At 41.7% G+C, this 21637-nt stretch carries 23 protein-coding genes; 15 read left to right on the forward strand and 8 right to left on the reverse strand.

The window, feature by feature from the left end:
- Positions 1-196: 196 nt before the first annotated feature.
- The 5 genes from rsmE to QQK05_RS07160 are packed head-to-tail and all read left to right on the forward strand — an operon-like array spanning position 197 to position 3844.
- Complete coding sequence (rsmE, locus tag QQK05_RS07140; protein ID WP_284297033.1) at positions 197-931, forward strand: 16S rRNA (uracil(1498)-N(3))-methyltransferase; 735 nt, start codon at positions 197-199, stop codon at positions 929-931.
- Positions 932-947: 16 nt separating this feature from the next.
- Complete coding sequence (gene gshB, locus QQK05_RS07145) at positions 948-1901, forward strand: glutathione synthase (protein WP_284297035.1); 954 nt, start codon at positions 948-950, stop codon at positions 1899-1901.
- Positions 1902-1916: 15 nt separating this feature from the next.
- Positions 1917-2471: a YqgE/AlgH family protein gene (locus QQK05_RS07150; RefSeq protein WP_284297037.1), complete on the forward strand. Its 555-nt coding sequence runs from the start codon at positions 1917-1919 to the stop codon at positions 2469-2471.
- Positions 2471-2902 carry a Holliday junction resolvase RuvX gene (ruvX, locus tag QQK05_RS07155; protein WP_284297039.1) on the forward strand — a complete coding sequence of 144 codons (432 nt, stop codon included), beginning with the start codon at positions 2471-2473 and terminating at the stop codon, positions 2900-2902. The genes QQK05_RS07150 and ruvX overlap by 1 nt, the downstream gene beginning before the upstream one ends.
- A 9-nt stretch (positions 2903-2911) precedes the next feature.
- Positions 2912-3844 (forward strand): AEC family transporter, encoded by a 933-nt coding sequence (locus QQK05_RS07160; protein WP_284297041.1) that lies wholly within the window; start codon positions 2912-2914, stop codon positions 3842-3844.
- Here QQK05_RS07160 and QQK05_RS07165 read toward each other — a convergent pair.
- On the reverse strand, positions 3841-4758 hold the full coding sequence (locus tag QQK05_RS07165) for a permease (protein ID WP_284297043.1): 918 nt from the start codon (positions 4756-4758) through the stop codon (positions 3841-3843). The genes QQK05_RS07160 and QQK05_RS07165 overlap by 4 nt on opposite strands.
- A gap of 117 nt (positions 4759-4875) precedes the next feature.
- Between QQK05_RS07165 and QQK05_RS07170 the strand changes: the two genes are divergently transcribed.
- Together QQK05_RS07170 and QQK05_RS07175 are read left to right on the forward strand one after the other, a co-directional pair.
- Positions 4876-5178 (forward strand): ArsR/SmtB family transcription factor, encoded by a 303-nt coding sequence (locus QQK05_RS07170; RefSeq protein WP_284297045.1) that lies wholly within the window; start codon positions 4876-4878, stop codon positions 5176-5178.
- A 33-nt stretch (positions 5179-5211) separates the two neighbouring features.
- Positions 5212-5601: an MAPEG family protein gene (locus tag QQK05_RS07175; protein WP_284297046.1), complete on the forward strand. Its 390-nt coding sequence runs from the start codon at positions 5212-5214 to the stop codon at positions 5599-5601.
- A gap of 30 nt (positions 5602-5631) precedes the next feature.
- Here the strand turns inward: QQK05_RS07175 and QQK05_RS07180 are convergent, their stop codons facing one another.
- The 3 genes from QQK05_RS07180 to QQK05_RS07190 form a co-directional block, all read right to left on the reverse strand.
- On the reverse strand, positions 5632-6792 hold the full coding sequence (locus QQK05_RS07180) for a hypothetical protein (protein WP_284297048.1): 1161 nt from the start codon (positions 6790-6792) through the stop codon (positions 5632-5634).
- 110 nt (positions 6793-6902) lie between these two features.
- Complete coding sequence (locus tag QQK05_RS07185; RefSeq protein WP_284297050.1) at positions 6903-8036, reverse strand: PilT/PilU family type 4a pilus ATPase; 1134 nt, start codon at positions 8034-8036, stop codon at positions 6903-6905.
- Between the two features lie 8 nt (positions 8037-8044).
- On the reverse strand, positions 8045-9088 hold the full coding sequence (locus QQK05_RS07190) for a type IV pilus twitching motility protein PilT (RefSeq protein WP_284297052.1): 1044 nt from the start codon (positions 9086-9088) through the stop codon (positions 8045-8047).
- A gap of 33 nt (positions 9089-9121) precedes the next feature.
- Between QQK05_RS07190 and QQK05_RS07195 the strand changes: the two genes are divergently transcribed.
- From QQK05_RS07195 to QQK05_RS07210, 4 genes are all read left to right on the forward strand, one after another.
- Positions 9122-9796: a YggS family pyridoxal phosphate-dependent enzyme gene (locus QQK05_RS07195; protein ID WP_284297054.1), complete on the forward strand. Its 675-nt coding sequence runs from the start codon at positions 9122-9124 to the stop codon at positions 9794-9796.
- A 36-nt stretch (positions 9797-9832) separates the two neighbouring features.
- The gene (proC, locus tag QQK05_RS07200) at positions 9833-10642 is read left to right on the forward strand and encodes a pyrroline-5-carboxylate reductase (protein WP_284297056.1); all 810 of its coding nucleotides are present in this window, start codon (positions 9833-9835) and stop codon (positions 10640-10642) included.
- A 68-nt stretch (positions 10643-10710) separates the two neighbouring features.
- A complete protein-coding gene (locus QQK05_RS07205; RefSeq protein WP_284297058.1) occupies positions 10711-11259 on the forward strand; it encodes a YggT family protein in 549 nt (182 codons plus the stop codon).
- Positions 11260-11275: 16 nt separating this feature from the next.
- Complete coding sequence (locus tag QQK05_RS07210; RefSeq protein ID WP_284297060.1) at positions 11276-11713, forward strand: DUF4426 domain-containing protein; 438 nt, start codon at positions 11276-11278, stop codon at positions 11711-11713.
- 36 nt (positions 11714-11749) lie between these two features.
- Here QQK05_RS07210 and QQK05_RS07215 read toward each other — a convergent pair whose 3' ends face one another.
- A complete protein-coding gene (locus QQK05_RS07215; RefSeq protein WP_284297062.1) occupies positions 11750-12001 on the reverse strand; it encodes a hypothetical protein in 252 nt (83 codons plus the stop codon).
- Positions 12002-12134: 133 nt separating this feature from the next.
- Between QQK05_RS07215 and QQK05_RS07220 the strand changes: the two genes are divergently transcribed.
- The 3 genes from QQK05_RS07220 to tadA are packed head-to-tail and all read left to right on the forward strand — an operon-like array spanning position 12135 to position 14419.
- Positions 12135-12734, forward strand: a complete 600-nt coding sequence (locus QQK05_RS07220) for an XTP/dITP diphosphatase (protein ID WP_284297064.1) — start codon at positions 12135-12137, stop codon at positions 12732-12734.
- Positions 12735-12738: 4 nt separating this feature from the next.
- Positions 12739-13902, forward strand: coding sequence for a radical SAM family heme chaperone HemW (gene hemW / locus QQK05_RS07225; RefSeq protein ID WP_284297066.1), 1164 nt, complete (start codon positions 12739-12741; stop codon positions 13900-13902).
- A gap of 4 nt (positions 13903-13906) precedes the next feature.
- A complete protein-coding gene (gene tadA, locus QQK05_RS07230; protein WP_284297068.1) occupies positions 13907-14419 on the forward strand; it encodes a tRNA adenosine(34) deaminase TadA in 513 nt (170 codons plus the stop codon).
- Positions 14420-14431: 12 nt separating this feature from the next.
- Here tadA and QQK05_RS07235 read toward each other — a convergent pair whose 3' ends face one another.
- Together QQK05_RS07235 and mltF are read right to left on the reverse strand one after the other, a co-directional pair.
- A complete protein-coding gene (locus QQK05_RS07235) occupies positions 14432-14578 on the reverse strand; it encodes a hypothetical protein (protein WP_284297069.1) in 147 nt (48 codons plus the stop codon).
- Between the two features lie 197 nt (positions 14579-14775).
- Positions 14776-16212, reverse strand: a complete 1437-nt coding sequence (gene mltF / locus QQK05_RS07240) for a membrane-bound lytic murein transglycosylase MltF (RefSeq protein WP_284297071.1) — start codon at positions 16210-16212, stop codon at positions 14776-14778.
- Positions 16213-16585: 373 nt separating this feature from the next.
- On the opposite strand from mltF, the gene purL reads away from it, so the two are divergent.
- On the forward strand, positions 16586-20512 hold the full coding sequence (purL, locus tag QQK05_RS07245; protein WP_407704867.1) for a phosphoribosylformylglycinamidine synthase: 3927 nt from the start codon (positions 16586-16588) through the stop codon (positions 20510-20512).
- 165 nt (positions 20513-20677) lie between these two features.
- Here the strand turns inward: purL and QQK05_RS07250 are convergent, their stop codons facing one another.
- The gene (locus tag QQK05_RS07250; RefSeq protein WP_284297075.1) at positions 20678-21457 is read right to left on the reverse strand and encodes a substrate-binding periplasmic protein; all 780 of its coding nucleotides are present in this window, start codon (positions 21455-21457) and stop codon (positions 20678-20680) included.
- Positions 21458-21637 lie beyond the last annotated feature (180 nt).

Below are 21637 nucleotides of genomic sequence, written 5' to 3' on the forward strand. Positions count from 1 at the left end.
GTTATTATCTGTGTCATAATTGAATTATGTCACAAAAATATGTCGTAGCTATCATCTCCATATTAAACTTTAGTAACATTTACGCAAGATTTACACGGTAAATACAAAAAGTTACATATTGAAATTTGAACTTGTAGCTACAATATCTAAACCAACTAGATAATTAATTGCATTCTTACGCAGTACGAAACGCCAAATGACAAATCCAAGAATTTATCAAGATACACCATTTGCTTTAGAGCAAGAATTTGAGCTCGATGACAATGCATTTGGTCATGCCGTTCGTGTTCTTCGACACAAAGAAGGCGACCCATTACGATTTTTTAATGGCCAAGACGGTTACGAGTACCAAGCGACGTTAACGCAGGTCAAAAAGAAAACCGCGTTTGCACAAGTCACCGATCGCACTAAGGTAGAAAATGAATCACCTTTGAAAATTGAGCTTGGTCAGGGTATTTCTCGCGGCGATAGAATGGACTTTACGTTACAAAAATCGGTAGAGCTTGGCGTGACATCCATCACACCATTATTCACTGAGCGATGTGGCGTTAAACTAACGGGTGAACGTCTTGCCAAAAAGCGCGAGCAGTGGCAAAAAATTGTCATCAGTGCGTGTGAGCAAAGTGGACGCGTTTTTGTCCCAACCGTCAATGAGCCAGTGTGGCTTGAAGAGTGGTTGTCGATAGAAACTGACGCACTCAATATTAATTTACATCCAAGAGCAGAGCATAGCATTATGTCTTTGCCTTTTGATTCACAGAATATTCGTTTACTGATCGGCCCAGAGGGTGGTTTAAGTGACGAAGAAATCGATAAAGCTAGCGCAGCACAGTTCAAAGAAGTGTTATTGGGACCTAGGGTCTTGCGCACAGAAACAGCGGCATTAACCGCTTTAACAGCACTTCAGTGTCGCTACGGCGACCTCGGATAACGGGAAGGATTATCAAATGACTATTAAACTCGGCGTTGTCATGGACCCAATTGAGAACATCAACGTTAAGAAAGATTCGTCACTCGCCATGATGCTCGAAGGCCAAAAACGTGGTTACGAGCTTTACTACATGCAAATGAAAGACTTGTATTTATTTCAAGGCGAAGCGCGTGCACAAGTGCAGATTGTCAATGTTGCTGACGATGTCGACGATTGGTATGAAATCGTTGAAGAAAAAGACATCGCATTAAGCGAGCTTGACGCAATTTTAATGCGTAAAGATCCGCCGTTTGATACTGAATATATCTACGCAACTTACATGTTAGAACGCGCTGAACTTGCAGGCACCTTGATTGTAAATAAACCACAAAGCCTGCGTGACTGTAACGAAAAGCTATTCACTGCATGGTTCCCTGAACTAAGTGCTAAAACGCTAGTAACTCGCAACGCAAAACAGATTCGTGAATTCCATCAAGCAGAAAAAGACGTCATTATCAAACCACTTGATGGTATGGGTGGCTCATCAATTTTCCGCATTAAGGAAGGTGATGCGAATGTTGGTGTCATTATTGAGACACTAACGGACCACGGTAACCAATACGCGATGGTTCAAGAATACATGCCTGAAATAAAAGACGGTGATAAACGTATTTTAATTGTAAACGGCGAACCCATGCCATATTGCCTCGCGCGTATCCCTGCGCAAGGTGAGACCCGTGGTAATTTGGCTGCTGGTGGCAGTGGTGTTGCTCGTCCATTAAGTGCAAGTGATAAGCTCATTGCTGAAACAATTGCTCCTGAATTGAAAAAACGCGGTCTATACTTTGTAGGGTTAGATGTTATCGGTGACAAAGTTACTGAGATCAACGTCACAAGTCCTACATGTATTAAAGAAATTGAAGCTGCCTACCCTATCAACATCAGTGGTAAGCTAATGGATGCAATCGAGCATACATTGAAAAACTCATAACGGCAGGAGAAATTGATGGACAGTCTAGAAAATCAATTATTAATAGCAATGCCCACATTAAACGATCCGTATTTTAATAAAACGGTGACTTATATCTGTGAACACAATGATGATGGCGCCATGGGATTAATCATTAATTTACCCGTGAACCTGACACTCAATGAATTGCTTGAACAAATTGATGCAGACAACAAAGACTGTCTATCACTTGAACAACCAGTTTTAACTGGTGGTCCCGTCGCTCCTCAACGTGGTTTTGTTCTTCATAGCCCTCAGCACTGCTGGACAAGTTCATTGTCACTTAGTAGTGACTTTATGATCACAACATCAAAAGATATTTTGATGGCATTAGGTACCGAAGAGGCACCTGAATCGTATGTCGTAACACTGGGTTATGCTGGTTGGGGACCAGGTCAGTTAGAGCAAGAAATACTCGAGAACTCTTGGTTAACGACACCGGCAGATGCGGATATTATTTTTAATACGCCTATCGAAATGCGTTGGAAAAAAGCCACTGAAAAACTAGGAATTGACCTAGCACACCTCTCAAATGATATAGGACATGCTTAATGGCAGAACAAGGAATGCGTACCATTCTTGGTTTTGATTTTGGCAAAAAATCAATCGGCTGCGCCATCGGACAAGAGATCACCGGTACCGCCAATCCCCTCAACGCGATAAAAGCAAAAGATGGCATTCCACAATGGAGTGACATTGAAAAGTTACTCAAAGAGTGGCAACCGCAGCTTGTTGTGGTTGGCCTTCCGCTTAATATGGACGGCACCGAGCAACAACTGACCAAAGATGCGAAAAAATTTGGCAACCGCATCCATGGCCGCTTCGGTGTGCAAGTCGAGTTTCAAGATGAACGATTAACCACGGCGGATGCAAAAGAACAGCTTTTTGCCGCTGGGGGTTATCGAAACCTATCAAAAGGCAATGTTGACTCACAATCAGCCGTGTTAATTATCGAGAGCTTTTTCGAAGCCAGCTACCAATAATATCTATCTATGAATATAGCGGGAATCATCGCACCATTGGTCTTGGTTGGCCTAATTGGTTTTATTGCAACTAAGTCAAAATTACTAAAACGCCAGCAGCTTGATGCACTGAGTAAATTTACTTTTCATCTCGCAATTCCTGCCTATTTATTTTTACGAATGGCTCAAGCAGATATTCAAAGCCATTTTGACGTGACCATTTACGGGGCATTTTATTTACCCGTATTAATGATATTTTTCTTCGCTTATTTCAGTAATTATTTCTTTCACAACAATTACCGAAAAAAACATGATGCGTCAGCAGTGTATGCCTTGGCCTCAAGCTACTCAAACAATGTTATCGTTGGCCTGCCTGTTATTTTACTTGCGCTCGGTGAAACTCTGTTACCCATCGTGTTTATGATCGTGGTATTTCATTCGGCCATGTTGTTTACCCTGACAAGTGTGTTAGCGGAAAAAGGCCAACAAACGAGTATCGCAAAAACCGCTAAATCGACCTTTTTTAACCCGCTAATCATGAGTATTGTCGGTGGCGCACTGACGAACTTATATCTCACACTAACAGGCTATCAATTACCAAATATCTTGGTAGCGAGTATGCAGATATTAGGCAAACCAATCGTATCACTCGCGCTTTTTGCCTTAGGTGGCTCGATGGCGTACTACCAGGTAAAAAGTGAGAAATACTTTATTAGCTTTGCCTGTCTGTTGAAGTTAATTGCCCTGCCAACACTCGTGTATTTAGCTTGTATTGGCTTAGGATTATCATTACAAGTTACCCAAGTACTTGTGGTTATGAGTGCCTGTCCTACGGGCGTAAATGCTTACTTGATTGCCAAGAACTATCAGAATCATCAAGACACGGTAGCAGGTACAGTAGTGGCAAGTACCGTAATCAGTGTCTTAACAATTCCAGCTTGGTTAATGTTTTTAACGCATTAAAATATTGCGTTATATCCAAAGCCTGCGGTAATCGCCATCGTTATCACGACAACAACGAATGCGATGATAAGCGGCGTTCGAAAGATTGATTTCAATAACACGACTTCCGTTAAGCTTGCGCCGGCACTGCCGATAATGAGTGCCATGACAGCACCAAGTCCCATACCTTTTGCCACAAGCGCTGCGCTAAGTGGAATAACGGCCTCAGCTCGAATATACAAAGGAATACCAATAATTGCGGCCACAGGAATTGCCCACGGGTTTTCATCACTTGCGACATTGGCGATATATTCTGCTGGCATAAAGCCGTAGATCACTGAACCTATTGCAATACCACCGATAAGGTAAGGTAATACTGTTTTGAAGTCTTTCCAGGTACTTTGCCAAATTTTTGCCCAATGGCTTTCTACTTTTTTAGCTGAGCCACAGGCACTACCGCAACCACTTGCCTTCGGAACTTCGTATGCTTGAGGTTTGATATATTTTTCAAATCCAAGCTTTTCCAAGGTAATACCTGCGATAACCGAAACCATCATTGCGACGACAAAATAAAATACCGTCACCTGAACGCCAAATGTGACAAAGAATAAACCAATAATAATCGGGTTAAGTAAAGGACTTGCGAATAAAAACACCATCATGGTGCCAAAGCCAGCTTTAGCTCTTAGTAACCCCTTTAAAAACGGGATTGTTGAGCAAGAACAAAATGGTGTTATCGCGCCCAATAGTGCAGCAACAACATAACCTTTGCCTTGTTTGTCGCTCAAGATTGACTCGATTTTTTTAGGTGGAATGTAGTGCTGTAGCACACCCACCACATAACTAATTGCCAAAAATAAAAGTGTTAGCTCAATGGCTAAGAATGCAAACATTTCTAATGTTTGTCTCATTGCTTGTGAAGATATTTCGAACATTTTATTAAATCCATATTTCTAGAATATTCGAAATATAAATTAAAACATTAGCCGTGACAAGATATTTCTAGTAATATCGAAATATAAAGTAAGAATTAAGCAGATGGGTTGAGCATTATGGATATAGAAATTGCTGCAAAAGCATTGAAAGAATTAGGCCATAAGACGCGACTTTCGATATATAAAGAAGTCGTAAAGGCGGGGCATGATGGGATTAGTGTTGGTAATGTGCAGGAAAAACTGAGTATACCTGGCTCAACACTTTCGCATCACATTTCGGGTTTAAGCCAAGCTCAACTTATTCATCAACGACGTGAAGGGCGCACGTTATTTTGTGTTGCAAACTATCAACAGCTTAACGATGTCATTGGTTTTCTCATTGACGAGTGTTGTATTGATGAAATAAAACCAACAAAATAAGCCATTAACAATAACAACAATCATGAGGTGTTTATGACAATTTTAATCTGGTGTTTAATTATTGCCACGCTCTTACCAACGCTAGCAAAGGCGCCTGTTGCTTATGCTCAACAAAAAGCAGGTGGCTACAACAATAAGCATCCAAGATCACAACAAGCACAGCTTGAAGGTTTTGGCGCAAGAGCATTAGCCGCACATAAGAATGCTTATGAGTCGCTCACCTATATTATCCCAGCTTTTTTACTCGCCATGATCACCAATAACACCGGGAACACGTTCGAGTTACTGGCGATAACAGTGGTTGTATCACGCGTTGTGTTTAATGTGTTTTATTTAATCAACCAAGATATTTTACGTTCACTTTCTTGGTTTGTTGGTATCGGTTGTTCAATCGCTATGATGGTGATGTGCATTCCCGGATAACCCCCTCAGGCACAACACCTTGTTGTGCCTTTAAAACTGAATTGATACATAGCATTTATCTGCCCCATCCAAATGCTTAATTTCAGGAATAAAACTTGTTAACTTTTCACTTCGAAACATCGAACCATAGGGTTTTGCATACGCGTTAACAAAGTACCTATACCACGCATCATTCTCGGTTTTGGGGCCAAACCTAGCATACTCAATCCACTTGTAATACTCGGCGTGTTCTAGCGAGTGGACAACAGAGTTGCTCCACACCAAATAGGCAAGCGGAATGGTCGTTGCACGAATCTCTGGTGGTATTGGGTAAATCGTGTCATTGAACCAGGTTGAAAGGGCTTGTAATTGCGATTTGGTAAAGCCTTGACGGTCAACATATTCCCGAATAAACGGGTAGAAGCTATGAATTTTTTGCTCAAACGCAAAATCAGATCTTAATGTCGGCTCCCACTCCATGCCGAAGTTATCTGGGTTAGCAATGTCTTTCGCCATCGGTTTGGCAGGTCGTGTTTGTTGGTCAATGTCCCAGTACTGCTGAACTCTGGCCAAAATAGAGTCACTCGCCCGCATATTAGCGTAATCAGGTAATAGCGTATGGCAGAAAAACGTTGAACTTGAGGCTTGAATACCGCCGTTGTTGTAGACCAAGGTGTAACGAGAATGGCGATTCAAGAAACGCTTTAATTGACTATCATCAATTCGATTGGCATAAACAGCCAGTGCTGTTGGCGCATGAAAATGAACGAAGGAATGATAATGAATCGGCACGGCCAAGAAACACGCGCGTTGTGCTCTATCCATTGTATCAAATTCACTTTCACCCGCTCTTGGTCTTGGTGTTGCAGTTTGGCTTTCTGGATCGATATCTATCTCAGCAGTTCGCATCCCAATGTTTTCAAAATACCTAAGGTCGAGCACGTTGCTTCTGACATATCTTGCTAAACCTGTTGTAGTGATTAACAAATAGAGTGTCTGAGGCGTTAAATCTTGGGAAGGTTTATTATCAAAAAAACGTCGAATTATATGATAGTAGCCTCGACCTATCACCAGCCTTGGCATTTTCATGACGAGTGCTTTGGCATAATCCACCACACTCACATCTTTTGGTGTAGCATGAAATGCCGTTACATCATTATGCTTTGACTCGTAAGCTTGCTGGTAGGATGCAACAGACTTTTTAAATTCCATAGTTCTATCCCTAATGACTACGTTGTTTCTTTTTTAACCTACAGTACGAAAAAAACAGACATAAAAAAAGCACCTTGCGGTGCCTTTTATTTTTGAAAACGAGCAATTAATTAGAAATCGTCTTTATCATTTTCTAAACCCGCTAATGTCACGCCTGATAGCGCACCCGTTCCGCCCTGATCATTTGTTCTAAGCTTGATCATTAAGCGTAAGTCATTAGGAGAATCCGCATGATGAAGTGCATCTGCGTAATTAATCATGCCTCGCTGGTACAGGTTAAATAACGCTTGGTCAAACGTTTGCATCCCCTGCTCCGTTGATTTTTCCATGACTTCTTTAATCTCACCGACTTCACCCTTTTTGATGAGTTCAGCAATGTAAGGTGAGTTCAATAAGATCTCTATTGCCGCTACTCGACCATTTCCGTCTTTTGTAGGGATAAGCTGTTGAGCAATAATGCCACGGAGGTTAAGTGCCAAGTCGAACAGTAACTTACCATGTTGTTCAGCTGGAACTAAGTGCATGATACGGTCAATGGCCTGGTTGGCGTTATTGGCGTGAAGTGTTGCAATACACAAGTGACCAGTTTCGGCAAAGCTTAACGCATGCTCCATAATTTCTTGGCTACGAATCTCACCAATAAGAATAACATCTGGCGCTTGTCGTAATGAGCTCTTCAGTGCAGCATCAAAACTTTCTGTATCAAGGCCAACCTCACGTTGTGTAATCATTGACTTTTGATGCTCATGAACAAATTCAACGGGATCTTCAATCGTTAATATGTGACCACGAGAGTTTTTATTTCTAAAGCCAATTAGCGCCGCCATCGAGGTTGATTTACCGGTACCCGTACCACCAACAAACAACACTAAGCCACGCTTAGACATCACAACATCTTTTAATACGGATGGTAAGCCAAGTTCATCCGCATCCGGAATATCCGTAACAATACGACGAATAACCATACCCGCCATATCACGTTGCCAAAATGCACTAACACGGAAACGACCAATACCGTCGATTGAAATCGCAAAGTTACATTCTTTCTCTGAATCAAACGCCTCTTGTTGTTTCGCGTTCATTGCACTGTGAACTAAACTCAACGCATCTTCCGGGCTTAGCGGTTTTTCATCAATCGGCACAAGTTCGCCGTTGATTTTCGCACTAACCGGTAGTTTAGCGGTGACGAACATATCTGATGCTTGCTCATCGACCATTTTCTGGAGTAAATCGTGAAAAATCATACTATCACCTAAAAGCCAGTGAATTGGTTTTTATCATGCGCTTTAGCAGCCGCGTCTTGGCGTGTAATTAAACCACGGTTAACTAAGTTCAATAAACACTGGTCCATCGTCTGCATACCATGCGCCATACCCGTTTGGATCGCACTGTACATCTGCGCGATTTTATCTTCGCGAATCAAGTTACGAATTGCAGGAACACCAATCATAATTTCATGAGCGGCAACTCGGCCACCGCCAACTTTTTTCACTAAGGTTTGTGAAATAACTGCGCGTAGTGACTCAGATAACATTGAACGCACCATTGATTTCTCTTCCGCTGGGAATACATCAATAATACGGTCAATGGTTTTAGGTGCAGAGGTTGTATGTAGTGTACCGAAGACTAAGTGACCGGTTTCAGCAGCGGTCATTGCAAGACGAATCGTTTCCAAGTCACGTAATTCACCAACGAGAATAACGTCAGGGTCTTCACGTAACGCACTGCGAAGCGCATTGTTGAAACTTAATGTGTCACGATGCACTTCACGTTGGTTGATTAAACAGGCTTTGTTTTCATGAACAAATTCAATTGGGTCTTCAATCGTTAAAATATGGTGGTGTTTGTAGCTATTGATGTAGTCAATCATAGCTGCCAGGGTTGTTGACTTACCCGAACCCGTTGGTCCTGTTACCAATACCAATCCACGAGGGTTATCCGCAATATCACGGAAAATATCTGGGCAACCGAGGTCTTCTAACGTTAATACTTTTGACGGGATAGTACGAAATACAGCCGCTGGGCCTCGGTTTTGGTTAAAGGCATTAACCCTGAATCGTGCCAGATTTGGCACTTCAAATGAAAAATCCGCTTCGAGGTTTTCTTCGTATTCTTTACGTTGTCGATCTGTCATAATGTCGTAGACAAGTGCATTAACATCTTTAGCATCAAACGCAGGAATATTGAGTTTACGCACATCGCCATCTACACGGATAGATGGAGGCGTACCTGTTGATAAATGTAAATCAGATGCATTATGTTCAACGCTGAACGCTAACAGTTCGGTGATATCCATAAGGACCTCTTATTAAAATAGTTATAAAGCAACATGAGTAATATTAAAGATAACCTTGGCAAAGTTGAACAGCAAATTAAAAATGCATGTCAAATAAATCAGAAATCCCCAACACGTGTCCAACTTTTAGCCGTCAGTAAAACGAAACCAGCCTCAGACGTAGAATCAGCATACAACGCTGGTCAACGATTATTTGGCGAGAACTATGTGCAAGAAGCTGTTGATAAAATTAACGAACTTGATCACCTTGATGAGATTCAGTGGTACTTCATTGGCCCGATTCAATCGAATAAAACAAAACTAATCGCAGAGCACTTTGATTGGGTTCAAAGCGTTGATAGAGTCAAAATTCTTCAGCGTTTAAACGAACAGCGTCCGTCTGAAAAGGGCAAACTCAACGTATGTTTGCAAGTAAACATTAGCGATGAAGCGTCTAAATCTGGCGCAACATTAGCTGAGCTACCGGCACTAATTGATACGATTAAGCAATGTGAAAATCTTGTGCTGAGAGGGTTTATGGCGATTCCTGAAAAAGGTAACCCAAGCTTGAGTTTTGAAAAAATGGACCAATTATTTACACAATACCAAGCGCAAATTCCAACAATTGATACACTATCAATGGGAATGTCTGGCGATATGGAACTCGCGATTGCAAACGGCTCAACCATGGTACGTATAGGCACAGCAATATTTGGCGCTCGACATTAACTAACCTGAATGACAGGCATTAGAAAGAGAAAATTAATGACAAAAGTAGCTTTTATTGGCGCAGGTAATATGAACAGCGCCGTCATTCTCGGACTCATTAACGCTGGCTTTACGCCATCAGATATTATGGTGACAAACCCATCACCAGCAAAAAGAGAAGCACTTGCAAATGCGCATGGCATTCGCCAAAGTGCCGATAACCTAGAAGCAGCAAAGTTTGCCGATGTTATCGTGCTAGGTGTTAAACCTCATTTAATCACTCAGGTAAGTCAAGAAATTGCGCAATCTGTCGATGTATCGAAAAAGTGCTTTATATCCGTCGCCGCTGGCACGACCATGGCACAAATCAAACAAGCATTAAACAATTTAGGTAGTGTTATTCGTGTGATGCCTAACACGCCATCACAGCTTGGACTTGGTGTATCAGGGGTTTATGCGTGTGAGAACACATCAGATGAACAAAAACAAATTGCGACTAAAATTATGGAAGCAGTTGGCATCGTCAAGTGGCTTGATAAGGAAGCAGACATTGACAATATCATCGCTGTTTCAGGCTCAGGCCCTGCCTACTTTTTCTTGTTTATGGAAGCGATGGAAACAAAAGCAAAAGCCTTAGGTTTCACTGACCAAGAAGCCAGAGCTTTGGTGCAACAAACGGCGCTTGGCGCTGCGCAAATGGTTGTTGAGAACGATATTTCAATCGCTCAGCTTCGTGAAAATGTGACCTCGAAAGGCGGCACAACACAAGCAGCACTTGATACCTTTAGAGCAGGAGGTTTGCCTGAGCTCGTAGATAATGCAATGGACAATGCTATTGCACGTGCAAAAGAGATGGCGAAAGGTTAACCTTTACCGAATATCACTCTTTTGATTTTTAACTTTTTTATACTCAGCTTTTTAATTTGGAGTAATTCATGGAAGCGATAAACTTTCTTTTACGCTTTGCCTTCGACGCCATCATTATGGTGTTAATATTGCGCGTCTGGTTGCAACTTGTACGTGCTGATTTTTACAACCCGCTTAGTCAATTTATCGTAAAAGTTTCCAACCCATTAGTCATCCCTGTGCGTCGTATCGTCCCGAGCATTGGCGGCTTAGATACGGGTACCCTAATACTTGCTTTTATTTTTTCAGGATTAAAGTTTGTCGTTATCCCGTTGGTAAACGGTGGGCCATTTGATCCACTTTCAGCAGCTTACTTCGGCTTTTTATCATTAATCAAGCAAACAGGCTTTTTGCTGTTCATGATCATGTTAGTGATGGCAATCATGAGCTGGGTAATTCAAGGTTACAACCCAACACTTGCGGTATTCTCGCAGTTGACTGAGCCGTTTCTAACGCCAATTCGTAGAGTAGTTCCAGTTATCGGTGGTTTGGATTTATCTTTATTGGCTGCGTTTTTAATACTCAACGTGATCAATATTTTGTTATCCGGCTGGATCCCATATTGGGCAATGCTTTAACTCTTAAGGAAGTAAAATGTCATACTTTGCAAAAGCAGGTGTTCTATTATTCGCGTTAATTGGCATGTCTTTCTCTGCGCATTCAGAGCAAAAGCAAGTATTAGGTGATCTTGATGTTCACTATATCGCGTTAAATTCAACGATGATTCCAGCTAATGTTGCGGTTAATTATGATATTACCCGTAGCAAAATCAATGCACTAATTAACATCTCAGTGTTAGACAACACTCAAGCAAATAAACCTGCTAAGAGTGTTGGTATTTCTGGCGTTGCAACAAACCTACTCGGCCATAAGAAAAACCTAGAGTTTGTTGAGGTGGTAGAAGGTGATGCGATTTATTACTTGGCTCAATTGCGATTCACAAGTGAAGAGCAGTTTACCTTCAACATCACCATATTGGACGAGGGGCAAGAGCATAATTTAGTGTTTAAACAAAAGCTCTACGCCGACTAATTTCAAATCTAAGAGTTACGAAGTCAATTCGTAACTCTACTTATCCTTTTTAATTAACCATTGGAAAAAAGAGACAAAAAAGGTATCCGCGTCACTCGCACGATCCCGTTTTTGGTTTGCTAGCGCCCCCTCTTCCTGAGCAGCCTGTGGTTGTCCGATAGATTCATAGTATTCCCTTGCTTTATCGTGATTTTTTGCCTGGCTTTTTAATTCCTGGGTTGAGCTACAACCAGTCACGACGATAACAAGAGCGAAAACCAGACTAGAGTGTCGACGAGTTAATTTCATATTTCTTTCCCTGTTAATACTTCGGCCGCAGGGTAGCGCTTTTCCATTGAGAAAACAAATCATCAATGGCTTTTTCACCCGCTTTACGCCATAATTCGCGCCAGAAAAATTCTTTCCTTTTAGGCGTATTTCCATGAACAAAATTGTTTTAGCAACGGGTAACCTTGGCAAAGTTAAAGAACTTGGTGAACTACTCAATCAACATAACATTGACGTAGTGCCACAAAGTGAATTTAATGTTGGTGATGTTGCCGAAACAGGCACTACATTCGTGGAAAATGCGATAATCAAAGCACGCCATGCCGCTAAAATTACAGGATTACCTGCAATTGCTGACGATTCAGGATTAGAAGTTGATGCATTGAATGGCGCGCCTGGCGTTTATTCGGCGCGATTCGCAGGCGCTGAAGCAACTGACGCCGACAATAATGCCAAGCTCCTATCAGAGTTAACGGGTGTTGAAAAATCTAAGCGCACTGCAAGGTTTCATTGTGTATTAGTGTTTATGGCTCACGAAAATGATCCAACACCAGTCATTTGCCATGGCACTTGGGAAGGTGAAATTCTCGAAACACCAGCAGGTGAACAAGGTTTTGGTTACGACCCTCTTTTCTGGGTTGAATCGGAGCAAAAAGCGTCAGCACAGCTTACGCGAGAAGAAAAAGGTGCATTAAGCCATCGCGGTAAAGCGCTCGCGAAACTTGTTGCTCACTTTAATCAATTAAACGGTTAATCTCGTGTTAAAAGTTCAGCCCCTTTCTCTTTATATTCATATACCTTGGTGTGTGCAAAAGTGTCCATATTGTGATTTTAATTCTCACGCTTTTGGCAAAGGTAAAGGGCAGCAAGACATTCCAGAAACGCAATATGTTCAAGCGCTAATTAAAGACTTAGATGATGATATCAAGCGCTTTAATTTAGCTAACCGACAATTGCACACCATTTTTATCGGTGGTGGCACACCGAGCCTGTTCTCAGCTGAAGCAATTGGCGATATTCTCAACCAAGTAAAGTCTCGTTTTATTATCGACGAAGCGCGCTTTGAAGTAACCTTGGAAGCTAACCCAGGTACTGTTGAAGCGGATAAATTTTCAGGTTTTGCCAAAGCTGGTGTGACACGCTTATCTATTGGTGTACAAAGTTTTGAGTCAGATAAACTAATAAAACTCGGCCGAATTCATGATTCGAATCAAGCAAAACGCGCGGCTGAATTTGCTCACCAAGCAGGCATTAAGAGTTTTAATTTAGATTTAATGCATGGCTTGCCAGATCAAAACTTAACCAATGCTCTAGACGACTTAAAAACTGCCATCGCGTTAAACCCTGATCATATTTCTTGGTATCAATTAACCATTGAGCCAAATACCGCTTTCCATTCTAAGCCACCCGAATTACCGCAAGATGAAACGTTATGGTCTATTCAAGAGGAAGGTGTCAAATTACTTGAAGAAGCGGGCTACCATCAATATGAAATTTCTGCTTATGCTAAAAATAACAAGCAGTGCCAACATAACTTAAATTACTGGCGCTTTGGTGACTATTTAGGTATTGGCTGTGGTGCTCATGGAAAAATTACTGACGATACATCTGGAAAAATCTATCGCACGGTAAAAGTTAAGCACCCTAAAGGCTATTTAGAAGAGGGCCGCGCTGCTCTGGACCACTTAAATGAAGTTGAGCACGCTGAGCTTACCTTCGAGTTTATGATGAACCAGTTAAGGCTAAAAGAGCCCTTTACGCTCTCCCATTTCAGTCAAAGTACCGGGCTTGATAGCAAAGCGTTACTAACACAACTAGAAAAAGCCCAGGCGCAACAGCTAGTTGAGAAACAAGGCGATTCGTGGCAAGTTACTGCGCAAGGACATCGCTATTTAAATGAACTACTCACTCAGTTTTTGTAATGCTATGAAGCCAAGTATTTTTAATGCTAACGATCATTTATTTATGCAACGAGCGATTGAGCTTGCGCTTAAGGCTGAAGCAATTGATGAAATTCCTGTCGGCGCTGTCGTTGTCCATAACAATGAAATTATTGGTGAAGGTTACAACCAATCTATTACCCTCAATGATCCCTCTGCACATGCAGAAATGATTGCTATTCGACAGGCAGGGGAAAAGCTAGGCAACTACCGATTACTAGATTGCACCTTATACGTCACATTGGAGCCCTGCCCTATGTGCGCAGGTTTGCTCGTGCACAGTAGAATTAAGCAAGTCATCTACGCTAGCCCAGATCTAAAGACTGGTAGTGCGGGAAGTGTATTTAACCTAGTAGCCAACGAAAAACTTAACCACCAAATTGAGCATCGCTTTGGCCTGTACCAAGAGCAATGCTCATCAATGTTATCTAGTTTTTTCAAACGTAGAAGAAAAGAGAAAAAGGCACTTAAACAAGCGTTAAAACAAAACGAAAGTTAAGTGTTGGATCTGTTATTTAAAAGGAATTGAATTATCGTCTTCAACCGTTAATTGGAAAAAAACGGCGCGACGGTCAACAATCTTTTTACGACGCTCGTGAACGAGGCGTTTGCGGCGAGTCGCTACAACTTGTCGATGACTGTTATTTGATCTTCTCATTTATGCCTCCTGTTAAAGTAAATAAATAAGGTAGTAATACACGAATAAAAAAACCTGACCAATTTATCAGCTTTTTTATTTTATACCAACTCCTTTAAGTTGTTGCTCTCTCAGCAGCACTCAAAGAAAGCGGTATTTTCGCTTTGTTTTATGACAATTAGATGACAATGGATCACTTATATTTGGGCATTCGCCAATTAATCAAGTGATGCTGTGGATTGTTGTGGTGCGGTAAGCTCTTGCATACGTTGTTTTTCATCGAACCATTGTAATGTGTCATAGTATCGACGAATGTTTTCAACATAATTGACAGGCTCGTCACCCCGAGCATAACCGTATTTGGTTTTCTTGTAGTATTTCTTTTGTTTAAGCAGCGGCAAACGTTCTTTAACTTCAACCCATCGGTCTGGGTCACCACCTTGTTGCTGAGTAATAATACGCGCATCGTTCAAGTGACCAAAGCCAACATTGTAAGACGCTAATGCAAACCAGACCTTGTCGGGCATAGGAATTCTATCAGGCATCCGGTTAATCAATTGGGTGATATATTTTGCCCCACCACGAATGCTTTGTTCTGCATCTAGACGTGACTTAACGCCCATTTGTTTTGCTGTAGGCAAGGTGAGCATCATCATTCCGCGCACCCCTGTGTAGCTTCTTGCTTTGGGGTTCCAATGTGACTCTTGGTAACTAATTGCTGCCAATAATCGCCAATCAATTTCCTCACCGTACTTTTCAAACATTGGACGATATTTAGGTAATTTATTTTCAATCGCTTTGATAAAGGTGCGGGTATCGACGTAATTGAATTTTTCAATATGGCCGTAGTATTTATCGTCTAACGCAAGTAAAGTTCCATCATGGTGAACACCACCGAAAAATTCAACCAGACTCGTTAATAGAGAATGGTCGCCTTGCTTTTTCACTGCCCAAGCTAAAGGCTCCGGTTTTTTTATCGTAAAACCGATGCTTATCTCTGGGTAATAACGACGGTTGATGGCTAGTGTGTTGGAATCAATCACAGTGTAATCGATGTTCTCTTCAAGAATCTCCAGCAAAAGCTCTTCGGCGTCGAGTTCGCTATTTTCTTGCCAAGTTAAGCCGTCGTGCTGGTTCTTTAATTTCTGTAGGTTTTCAACATGACTTGAAAGTGCTGTAACAACCAAATTGCCCGTTAGGTCTTCAATTTTTCTTGGGCGAACTTTTCCCTGTTTAAACACTAACTTTTGACTGATTTGGTCATAGCTTGGCGCAAAACTAAATTGTTCCAATCGCTTCGGCGTGACTGCAAGACCCGCAGCAATAAAGTCGACTTCGCCACTATCTAATTTAGGAAATAATGTTTCCAAATTATAACTGGGCACAATTTGTAATTTTACGCCCAGATGTTCAGCATATTTCTTCGCAAGTTCGTACTCGAAGCCCGCAGGACCTTCGGCGTCAATGTAGTATGTGTTTGGACCAAATAGTGTACCGACCGTAATACTACCTTTTTCAACTATGCGACTTAGTTGATCTGTTTCCGTTTTTTGATAGCAACCAGAGAGCACAACAGCAAAAGCAACAAACAGACAATACTGCCATATTTGTTGTTGCATGTTTTTCAGCTTTTCCGTTATACCGACTGCTTTCATACTAACTTTCTACAAGCCTATTAACTACTTACGAATTCATCATAATCATGATGATATTTTAAGTATACCCAAAACCATGGCATTTTAATTAACAAATTTTTAAAACATTAGTTTTCACCCGGCAATCTCCCAAAATTTGACAAGAAATTCCCCCTTATCGGCTGAACATCTTTTCTAACCCCATGTTCTTAAAGTGAAAAAAATACCACAGCAAATTACTAACCATTTAGTCAGGTTGTTTGTGATTGAAGCTATTGTTTTAACAACAAAATTTTCTATTATTTTATTCACACCAGTTCTATATTTTAGGCGCCCTTCCATATATAATACGCGCGATTTTTTCCTAATAAATCCAACCTTGGTGACAAAGCATATGGCAATGTTAATAAAAACCCTTCGCGGTGCGCCGGCACTATCTGACTTTCGCGTTAAAAAGTTACTGGCACAATGTGAAGATTTAAACCTTCCTGTTCGTAGTATTTATGCTGAATTTACTCATTTTGCACACGTAAATGAGGAATTAACTGCAGATGAATCTGAAGTACTAGCAAAATTATTAACATACGGTCCAACAATTGAAGAGCATGAGCCAACAGGCACGCTTTTATTAGTTACGCCTCGTCCAGGTACCATTTCACCTTGGTCATCAAAATCAACAGATATCGCTCATAACTGTGGCTTAAGTAAAGTAGAACGCCTAGAACGCGGTATCGCGTATTACGTAGAGAGCGACAAGTTATCTGAAGCGCAAGAAAAAGCGTTAAATAATTTAATTCACGACCGCATGATGGAGTCAATTTTTGCTGACTTCAACGACGCACAAGCATTATTCGCAACAGCAGAACCAGGTGAATTCGGTAGTGTTGATGTCATGGCTGGTGGCCGTGACGCACTAGCAAAAGCAAACGTTGAATTAGGTTTAGCGCTTGCAGAAGACGAAATTACATATCTTGCAGAAAACTTTGCCAAGTTAGGTCGTAACCCACACGACATCGAACTTTACATGTTCGCCCAAGCTAACTCTGAGCACTGTCGTCACAAAATCTTCAACGCTGATTGGACAATCGACGGCGAGAAGCAAGAAAAATCATTGTTCAAAATGATTAAAAACACCTACGAAACAAATTCTGATTACGTATTATCAGCATACGCTGACAACGCGGCAGTTATGGTAGGTTCAGAAGGTGGTCGCTTTTACGCAGAACCTGACACATTAGAGTACGGTTACCACCACGAAGATATTCAAATTTTAATGAAGGTTGAAACTCACAACCACCCTACTGCAATTTCTCCATACCCAGGTGCAGCAACAGGCTCTGGTGGTGAAATTCGTGACGAAGGTGCAACGGGTGTTGGTTCTAAACCAAAAGCTGGTCTTGTTGGCTTCTCAGTGTCAAACTTACGTATTCCTGGTTTTGAACAGCCGTGGGAATCAGATTTCGGTAAGCCAGATCGTATTGTTACGGCTTTAGACATCATGCTCGAGGGCCCACTAGGTGGCGCTGCGTTTAACAACGAATTTGGTCGTCCAGCAATCAACGGCTACTTCCGTACATACGAAGAAGAAGTTAACTCGTTCAACGGCGTTGAAGTACGTGGTTACCACAAGCCAATTATGATCGCGGGTGGTTACGGTAACATCCGTGACGAGCACGTACAAAAAGGCGAAATCAATGTTGGTGCAAACCTAATTGTATTAGGTGGTCCAGCAATGAACATCGGTCTTGGTGGCGGTGCAGCTTCATCAATGGCATCTGGCCAATCAGCAGAAAACTTAGACTTTGCTTCAGTACAACGTGAAAACCCAGAAATGGAACGTCGTTGTCAGGAAGTTATTGACCGTTGTTGGCAACTAGGTGAAGACAACCCAATTCTATTTATCCACGATGTGGGTGCTGGTGGTCTTTCAAATGCATTCCCTGAATTAGTATCAGACGGTGGCCGTGGCGGTAACTTCGAATTACGTAACGTGCCAAACGATGAGCGCAGCATGGCGCCTCACGAAATTTGGTGTAACGAGTCACAAGAACGCTACGTGTTGGCCGTTTCTGACGAGCAATTACCATTATTCGAAAAAATCTGTCAGCGCGAACGCGCACCATTTGCCGTAGTTGGTAAAGCAACAGAAGAAGAGCACTTAACGGTAACTGACTCACACTTCGAAGGCACTGACAAAGACACACCTATCGATTTACCACTAGACGTTTTATTAGGTAAAACACCTAAGATCAAGAAAAATGTTCAATCAGTAGCGACTCAAGGTAGCGAGTTAGATTTAGCGAACGTTGATGTGGCGGAAGCAGCTGATCGTTTATTACGTTTACCAGCAATCGCTGAGAAAACATTCCTTATCACTATTGGTGACCGCTCGGTAACCGGTATGGTTAACCGTGACCAAATGGTTGGTCCTTGGCAGGTGCCTGTGGCTGACTGTGGTGTAACAGCAGCAGCACTTGATTCATACCATGGTGAAGCAATGGCAATGGGTGAGCGTACGCCAGTAGCTCTACTTAACTACGGCGCATCTGCACGTTTAGCAGTAGCTGAGTCATTAACGAACATCGCAGGTACTGATATTGGTGATTTAAACCGTATTAAGCTTTCTGCGAACTGGATGTCACCAGCAGGTCACCCGGGGGAAGATGCAGGTCTTTACGAAGCGGTTAAAGCCGTAGGTGAAGAATTATGTCCAGCATTAGGTTTAACCATTCCAGTTGGTAAAGACTCAATGTCAATGAAGACCAAGTGGGAAGATAACGGCGAAGAAAAATCTGTTACTTCACCAATGTCATTAATCATCACTGCCTTTGGCCGTGTTGAAGACATCCGCAAGACAGTAACGCCAGAGCTTCGCACGGATAAAGGCGACACTCGCATTGTTGCAATTGACTTATCAAAAGGTAAGAACCGTTTAGGCGCTTCATGTATTGCTCAGGTTTACAAGCAACTTGGTAAAGAAACACCAGATGTTGATTGCCCAGAAACATTAAAAGGTTTCTTTAACGCAATGCAAACGCTAGTGCGCAAAGAAATGCTTGTGGCTTACCATGACCGTTCAGACGGTGGTTTATTCACAACCGTAGCTGAAATGGCGTTTGCTGGTCACACTGGTGTAACCGTTGATATCGACAAGCTTCCTGGTAGTGACTTAGAAGTATTATTCTCAGAAGAGCTTGGCGCCGTGATTCAAATTAAAGAATCTGACGTTGATGCGATTCACGCAATCTTTGAAGAGCACGGCATTTTAGATTGTTGTGCTGATGTCGGTCGTTTAAACGATTACGACATGATCACCTTCAAACGTGGTGATGACGTTGTACTTGAGAACTCTCGTACATACTTCCGCACAGTATGGGCAGAAACAACGTTGAAGATGCAGTCTTTACGTGACAACTCAGAGTGTGCACAAGAAGAATTTGACGTTAAATTCGATACAGAAGATCCAGGCTTAAACGCTGAATTAACCTTCGACATTAACGAAGATATCGTAGCTGATTTAATTGCTAAAGACGCTGAAGAAGAGACAAACCCACGTGTTGCGATTTTACGTGAGCAAGGTGTTAACTCTCACGTTGAAATGGCAGCAGCGTTTGACCGTGCAGGTTTCATTGCAATTGACGTTCACATGTCAGACATTTTAGAAGGTCGTGCAGATTTAGCTGACTTCCAAGGCTTAGTTGCTTGTGGTGGCTTCTCTTACGGTGACGTACTTGGTGCTGGTGAAGGTTGGGCAAAATCAATCTTATTTAACCCGAAAGCACGTGAAATGTTCAAAACATTCTTTGAGCGTGAAGAAACATTCTCATTAGGTGTATGTAACGGTTGTCAGATGCTTTCTAACTTAAAAGAAATCATCCCAGGCTCTGAACACTGGCCACGTTTCGTTCAAAACGAATCAGAGCGTTTTGAAGCACGTTTCTCACTAGTCGAAATTCAAGAAAGTCCGTCAATCTTCTTTAAAGGTATGGCTGGTTCTCGCATGCCTATCGCCGTTTCTCACGGTGAAGGTCGTACAGAATTTACAAGCGATGAAGCGATTGATGCAGCGAACGATTCAGGTACAGTATCAATGCGTTACGTAAATAACTACGGTGACGTAACGGAAACTTACCCTGCTAACCCTAACGGTTCACCTGATGGTATTACGTCATTAACGACAACTGATGGTCGTGTAACGATTATGATGCCTCACCCAGAGCGTGTATTCCGTACAGTTGCTAACTCATGGCACCCAGATTCATGGGGTGAAGATTCTCCATGGGTTAGAATGTTCCGCAACGCGAGAAAGTTTGTTAATTAGTTTTTCATAAATGGCTTAACTTCTTTGTTGGTCATGCTCACATACACTTGTATGCTACGCGTGACCGCCGCGAATTTAAGCCATTATATTTCTGACTAATTTAACAAAAAGTTTATTGTAAAAGCCCGCTAATGCGGGCTTTTTTATTAGATTATTTCAAGCGTTTTAATCGGCAATGACTTCTGAATATCTTTGTTGATACGTTTCTACTAATTGATTGATCGCTTCGTCGTTACTCTCTATCGCCTTATTGAGCTTTTTAACGTCTTGCGCATCAAACCTAGCAGGATTTAACATATAGTACACAGGGTTGCTGTTTATGGTGATGTTTGTTGGTTGAACGAATTGATTGAGCTTATTCTGGTTGATGATATAAATGCCTGCAAGCAACTCTTCTGCAGCAAAGTCGACCCTGCCCATGCTAACAAGATTTATCCTCTCTGACGCTAAATTAACTTCAACTATACACTCGGAACAGTTATTCATGTAATTGGCAAAGTTCTCGCCATAGTATCCGCCTCTATTGATTGCAATCAAGCTATCACGTGTATATGAGGTTTCCTTGTCATACTTCGTATTTGAAAAAAGCTGCATCACTTCGTAACGATATGCTGCGCTATAGGTAGCATAGCTTGCGCGCTCTTGGCTGTAGCTAGCAGCAAATATGAGATCGATATTACCTTTCTTTAATTCTAGTAACGCTCGACTAGAAGACGGGTAAGAGTAATAGCGCCAGCAATAGTTAATTGATTTTAATATCCGCTCGGTTATCTCAATGTCTAACCCTTTATACTCGCCTTGCTCTCGATAAGAAAATGGCGGCCAATCTTTAGCAACACTAATTGAAAGCGTTTTATCGCACGCAAAAACCTTTGTCTGTGCAGCAAAGTAAAACAGTAAAAATAAAGAAAGATTTTGTAAATATTGACAAGTACTGAATCTCAATGTGAATTCCTGCGAACTTACACAGTGGGCAACAAGTACCTTTATTTTAGACCACAGCGCGTTTTTTAACGGTTAATGTTTGGTGTTTTTGATCCTCAAACACCTTAAGTTATGCCTGATAAATAGCCCTATCATTCTATTGATTTAGAATACGTAGGTGAAGTAAATCTCAGTTTTTTT

The organism is Thalassotalea loyana (genome assembly GCF_030161435.1).
Classification (GTDB): domain Bacteria; phylum Pseudomonadota; class Gammaproteobacteria; order Enterobacterales; family Alteromonadaceae; genus Thalassotalea_G; species Thalassotalea_G loyana.

What these genes read in the sequence shown, in the direction of transcription:
- rsmE (WP_284297033.1), top strand. Translation starts at nt 197, where the DNA reads ATGACAAATCCAAGAATTTATCAAGATACACCATTTGCTTTAGAGCAA.
- gshB (WP_284297035.1), top strand. Translation starts at nt 948, where the DNA reads ATGACTATTAAACTCGGCGTTGTCATGGACCCAATTGAGAACATCAAC.
- QQK05_RS07150 (WP_284297037.1), top strand. Translation starts at nt 1,917, where the DNA reads ATGGACAGTCTAGAAAATCAATTATTAATAGCAATGCCCACATTAAAC.
- ruvX (WP_284297039.1), top strand. Translation starts at nt 2,471, where the DNA reads ATGGCAGAACAAGGAATGCGTACCATTCTTGGTTTTGATTTTGGCAAA.
- QQK05_RS07160 (WP_284297041.1), top strand. Translation starts at nt 2,912, where the DNA reads ATGAATATAGCGGGAATCATCGCACCATTGGTCTTGGTTGGCCTAATT.
- QQK05_RS07165 (WP_284297043.1), bottom strand. Translation starts at nt 4,758, where the DNA reads ATGTTCGAAATATCTTCACAAGCAATGAGACAAACATTAGAAATGTTT.
- QQK05_RS07170 (WP_284297045.1), top strand. Translation starts at nt 4,876, where the DNA reads ATGGATATAGAAATTGCTGCAAAAGCATTGAAAGAATTAGGCCATAAG.
- QQK05_RS07175 (WP_284297046.1), top strand. Translation starts at nt 5,212, where the DNA reads ATGACAATTTTAATCTGGTGTTTAATTATTGCCACGCTCTTACCAACG.
- QQK05_RS07180 (WP_284297048.1), bottom strand. Translation starts at nt 6,792, where the DNA reads ATGGAATTTAAAAAGTCTGTTGCATCCTACCAGCAAGCTTACGAGTCA.
- QQK05_RS07185 (WP_284297050.1), bottom strand. Translation starts at nt 8,036, where the DNA reads ATGATTTTTCACGATTTACTCCAGAAAATGGTCGATGAGCAAGCATCA.
- QQK05_RS07190 (WP_284297052.1), bottom strand. Translation starts at nt 9,088, where the DNA reads ATGGATATCACCGAACTGTTAGCGTTCAGCGTTGAACATAATGCATCT.
- QQK05_RS07195 (WP_284297054.1), top strand. Translation starts at nt 9,122, where the DNA reads ATGAGTAATATTAAAGATAACCTTGGCAAAGTTGAACAGCAAATTAAA.
- proC (WP_284297056.1), top strand. Translation starts at nt 9,833, where the DNA reads ATGACAAAAGTAGCTTTTATTGGCGCAGGTAATATGAACAGCGCCGTC.
- QQK05_RS07205 (WP_284297058.1), top strand. Translation starts at nt 10,711, where the DNA reads ATGGAAGCGATAAACTTTCTTTTACGCTTTGCCTTCGACGCCATCATT.
- QQK05_RS07210 (WP_284297060.1), top strand. Translation starts at nt 11,276, where the DNA reads ATGTCATACTTTGCAAAAGCAGGTGTTCTATTATTCGCGTTAATTGGC.
- QQK05_RS07215 (WP_284297062.1), bottom strand. Translation starts at nt 12,001, where the DNA reads ATGAAATTAACTCGTCGACACTCTAGTCTGGTTTTCGCTCTTGTTATC.
- QQK05_RS07220 (WP_284297064.1), top strand. Translation starts at nt 12,135, where the DNA reads ATGAACAAAATTGTTTTAGCAACGGGTAACCTTGGCAAAGTTAAAGAA.
- tadA (WP_284297068.1), top strand. Translation starts at nt 13,907, where the DNA reads ATGAAGCCAAGTATTTTTAATGCTAACGATCATTTATTTATGCAACGA.
- QQK05_RS07235 (WP_284297069.1), bottom strand. Translation starts at nt 14,578, where the DNA reads ATGAGAAGATCAAATAACAGTCATCGACAAGTTGTAGCGACTCGCCGC.
- mltF (WP_284297071.1), bottom strand. Translation starts at nt 16,212, where the DNA reads ATGAAAGCAGTCGGTATAACGGAAAAGCTGAAAAACATGCAACAACAA.
- purL (WP_407704867.1), top strand. Translation starts at nt 16,586, where the DNA reads ATGGCAATGTTAATAAAAACCCTTCGCGGTGCGCCGGCACTATCTGAC.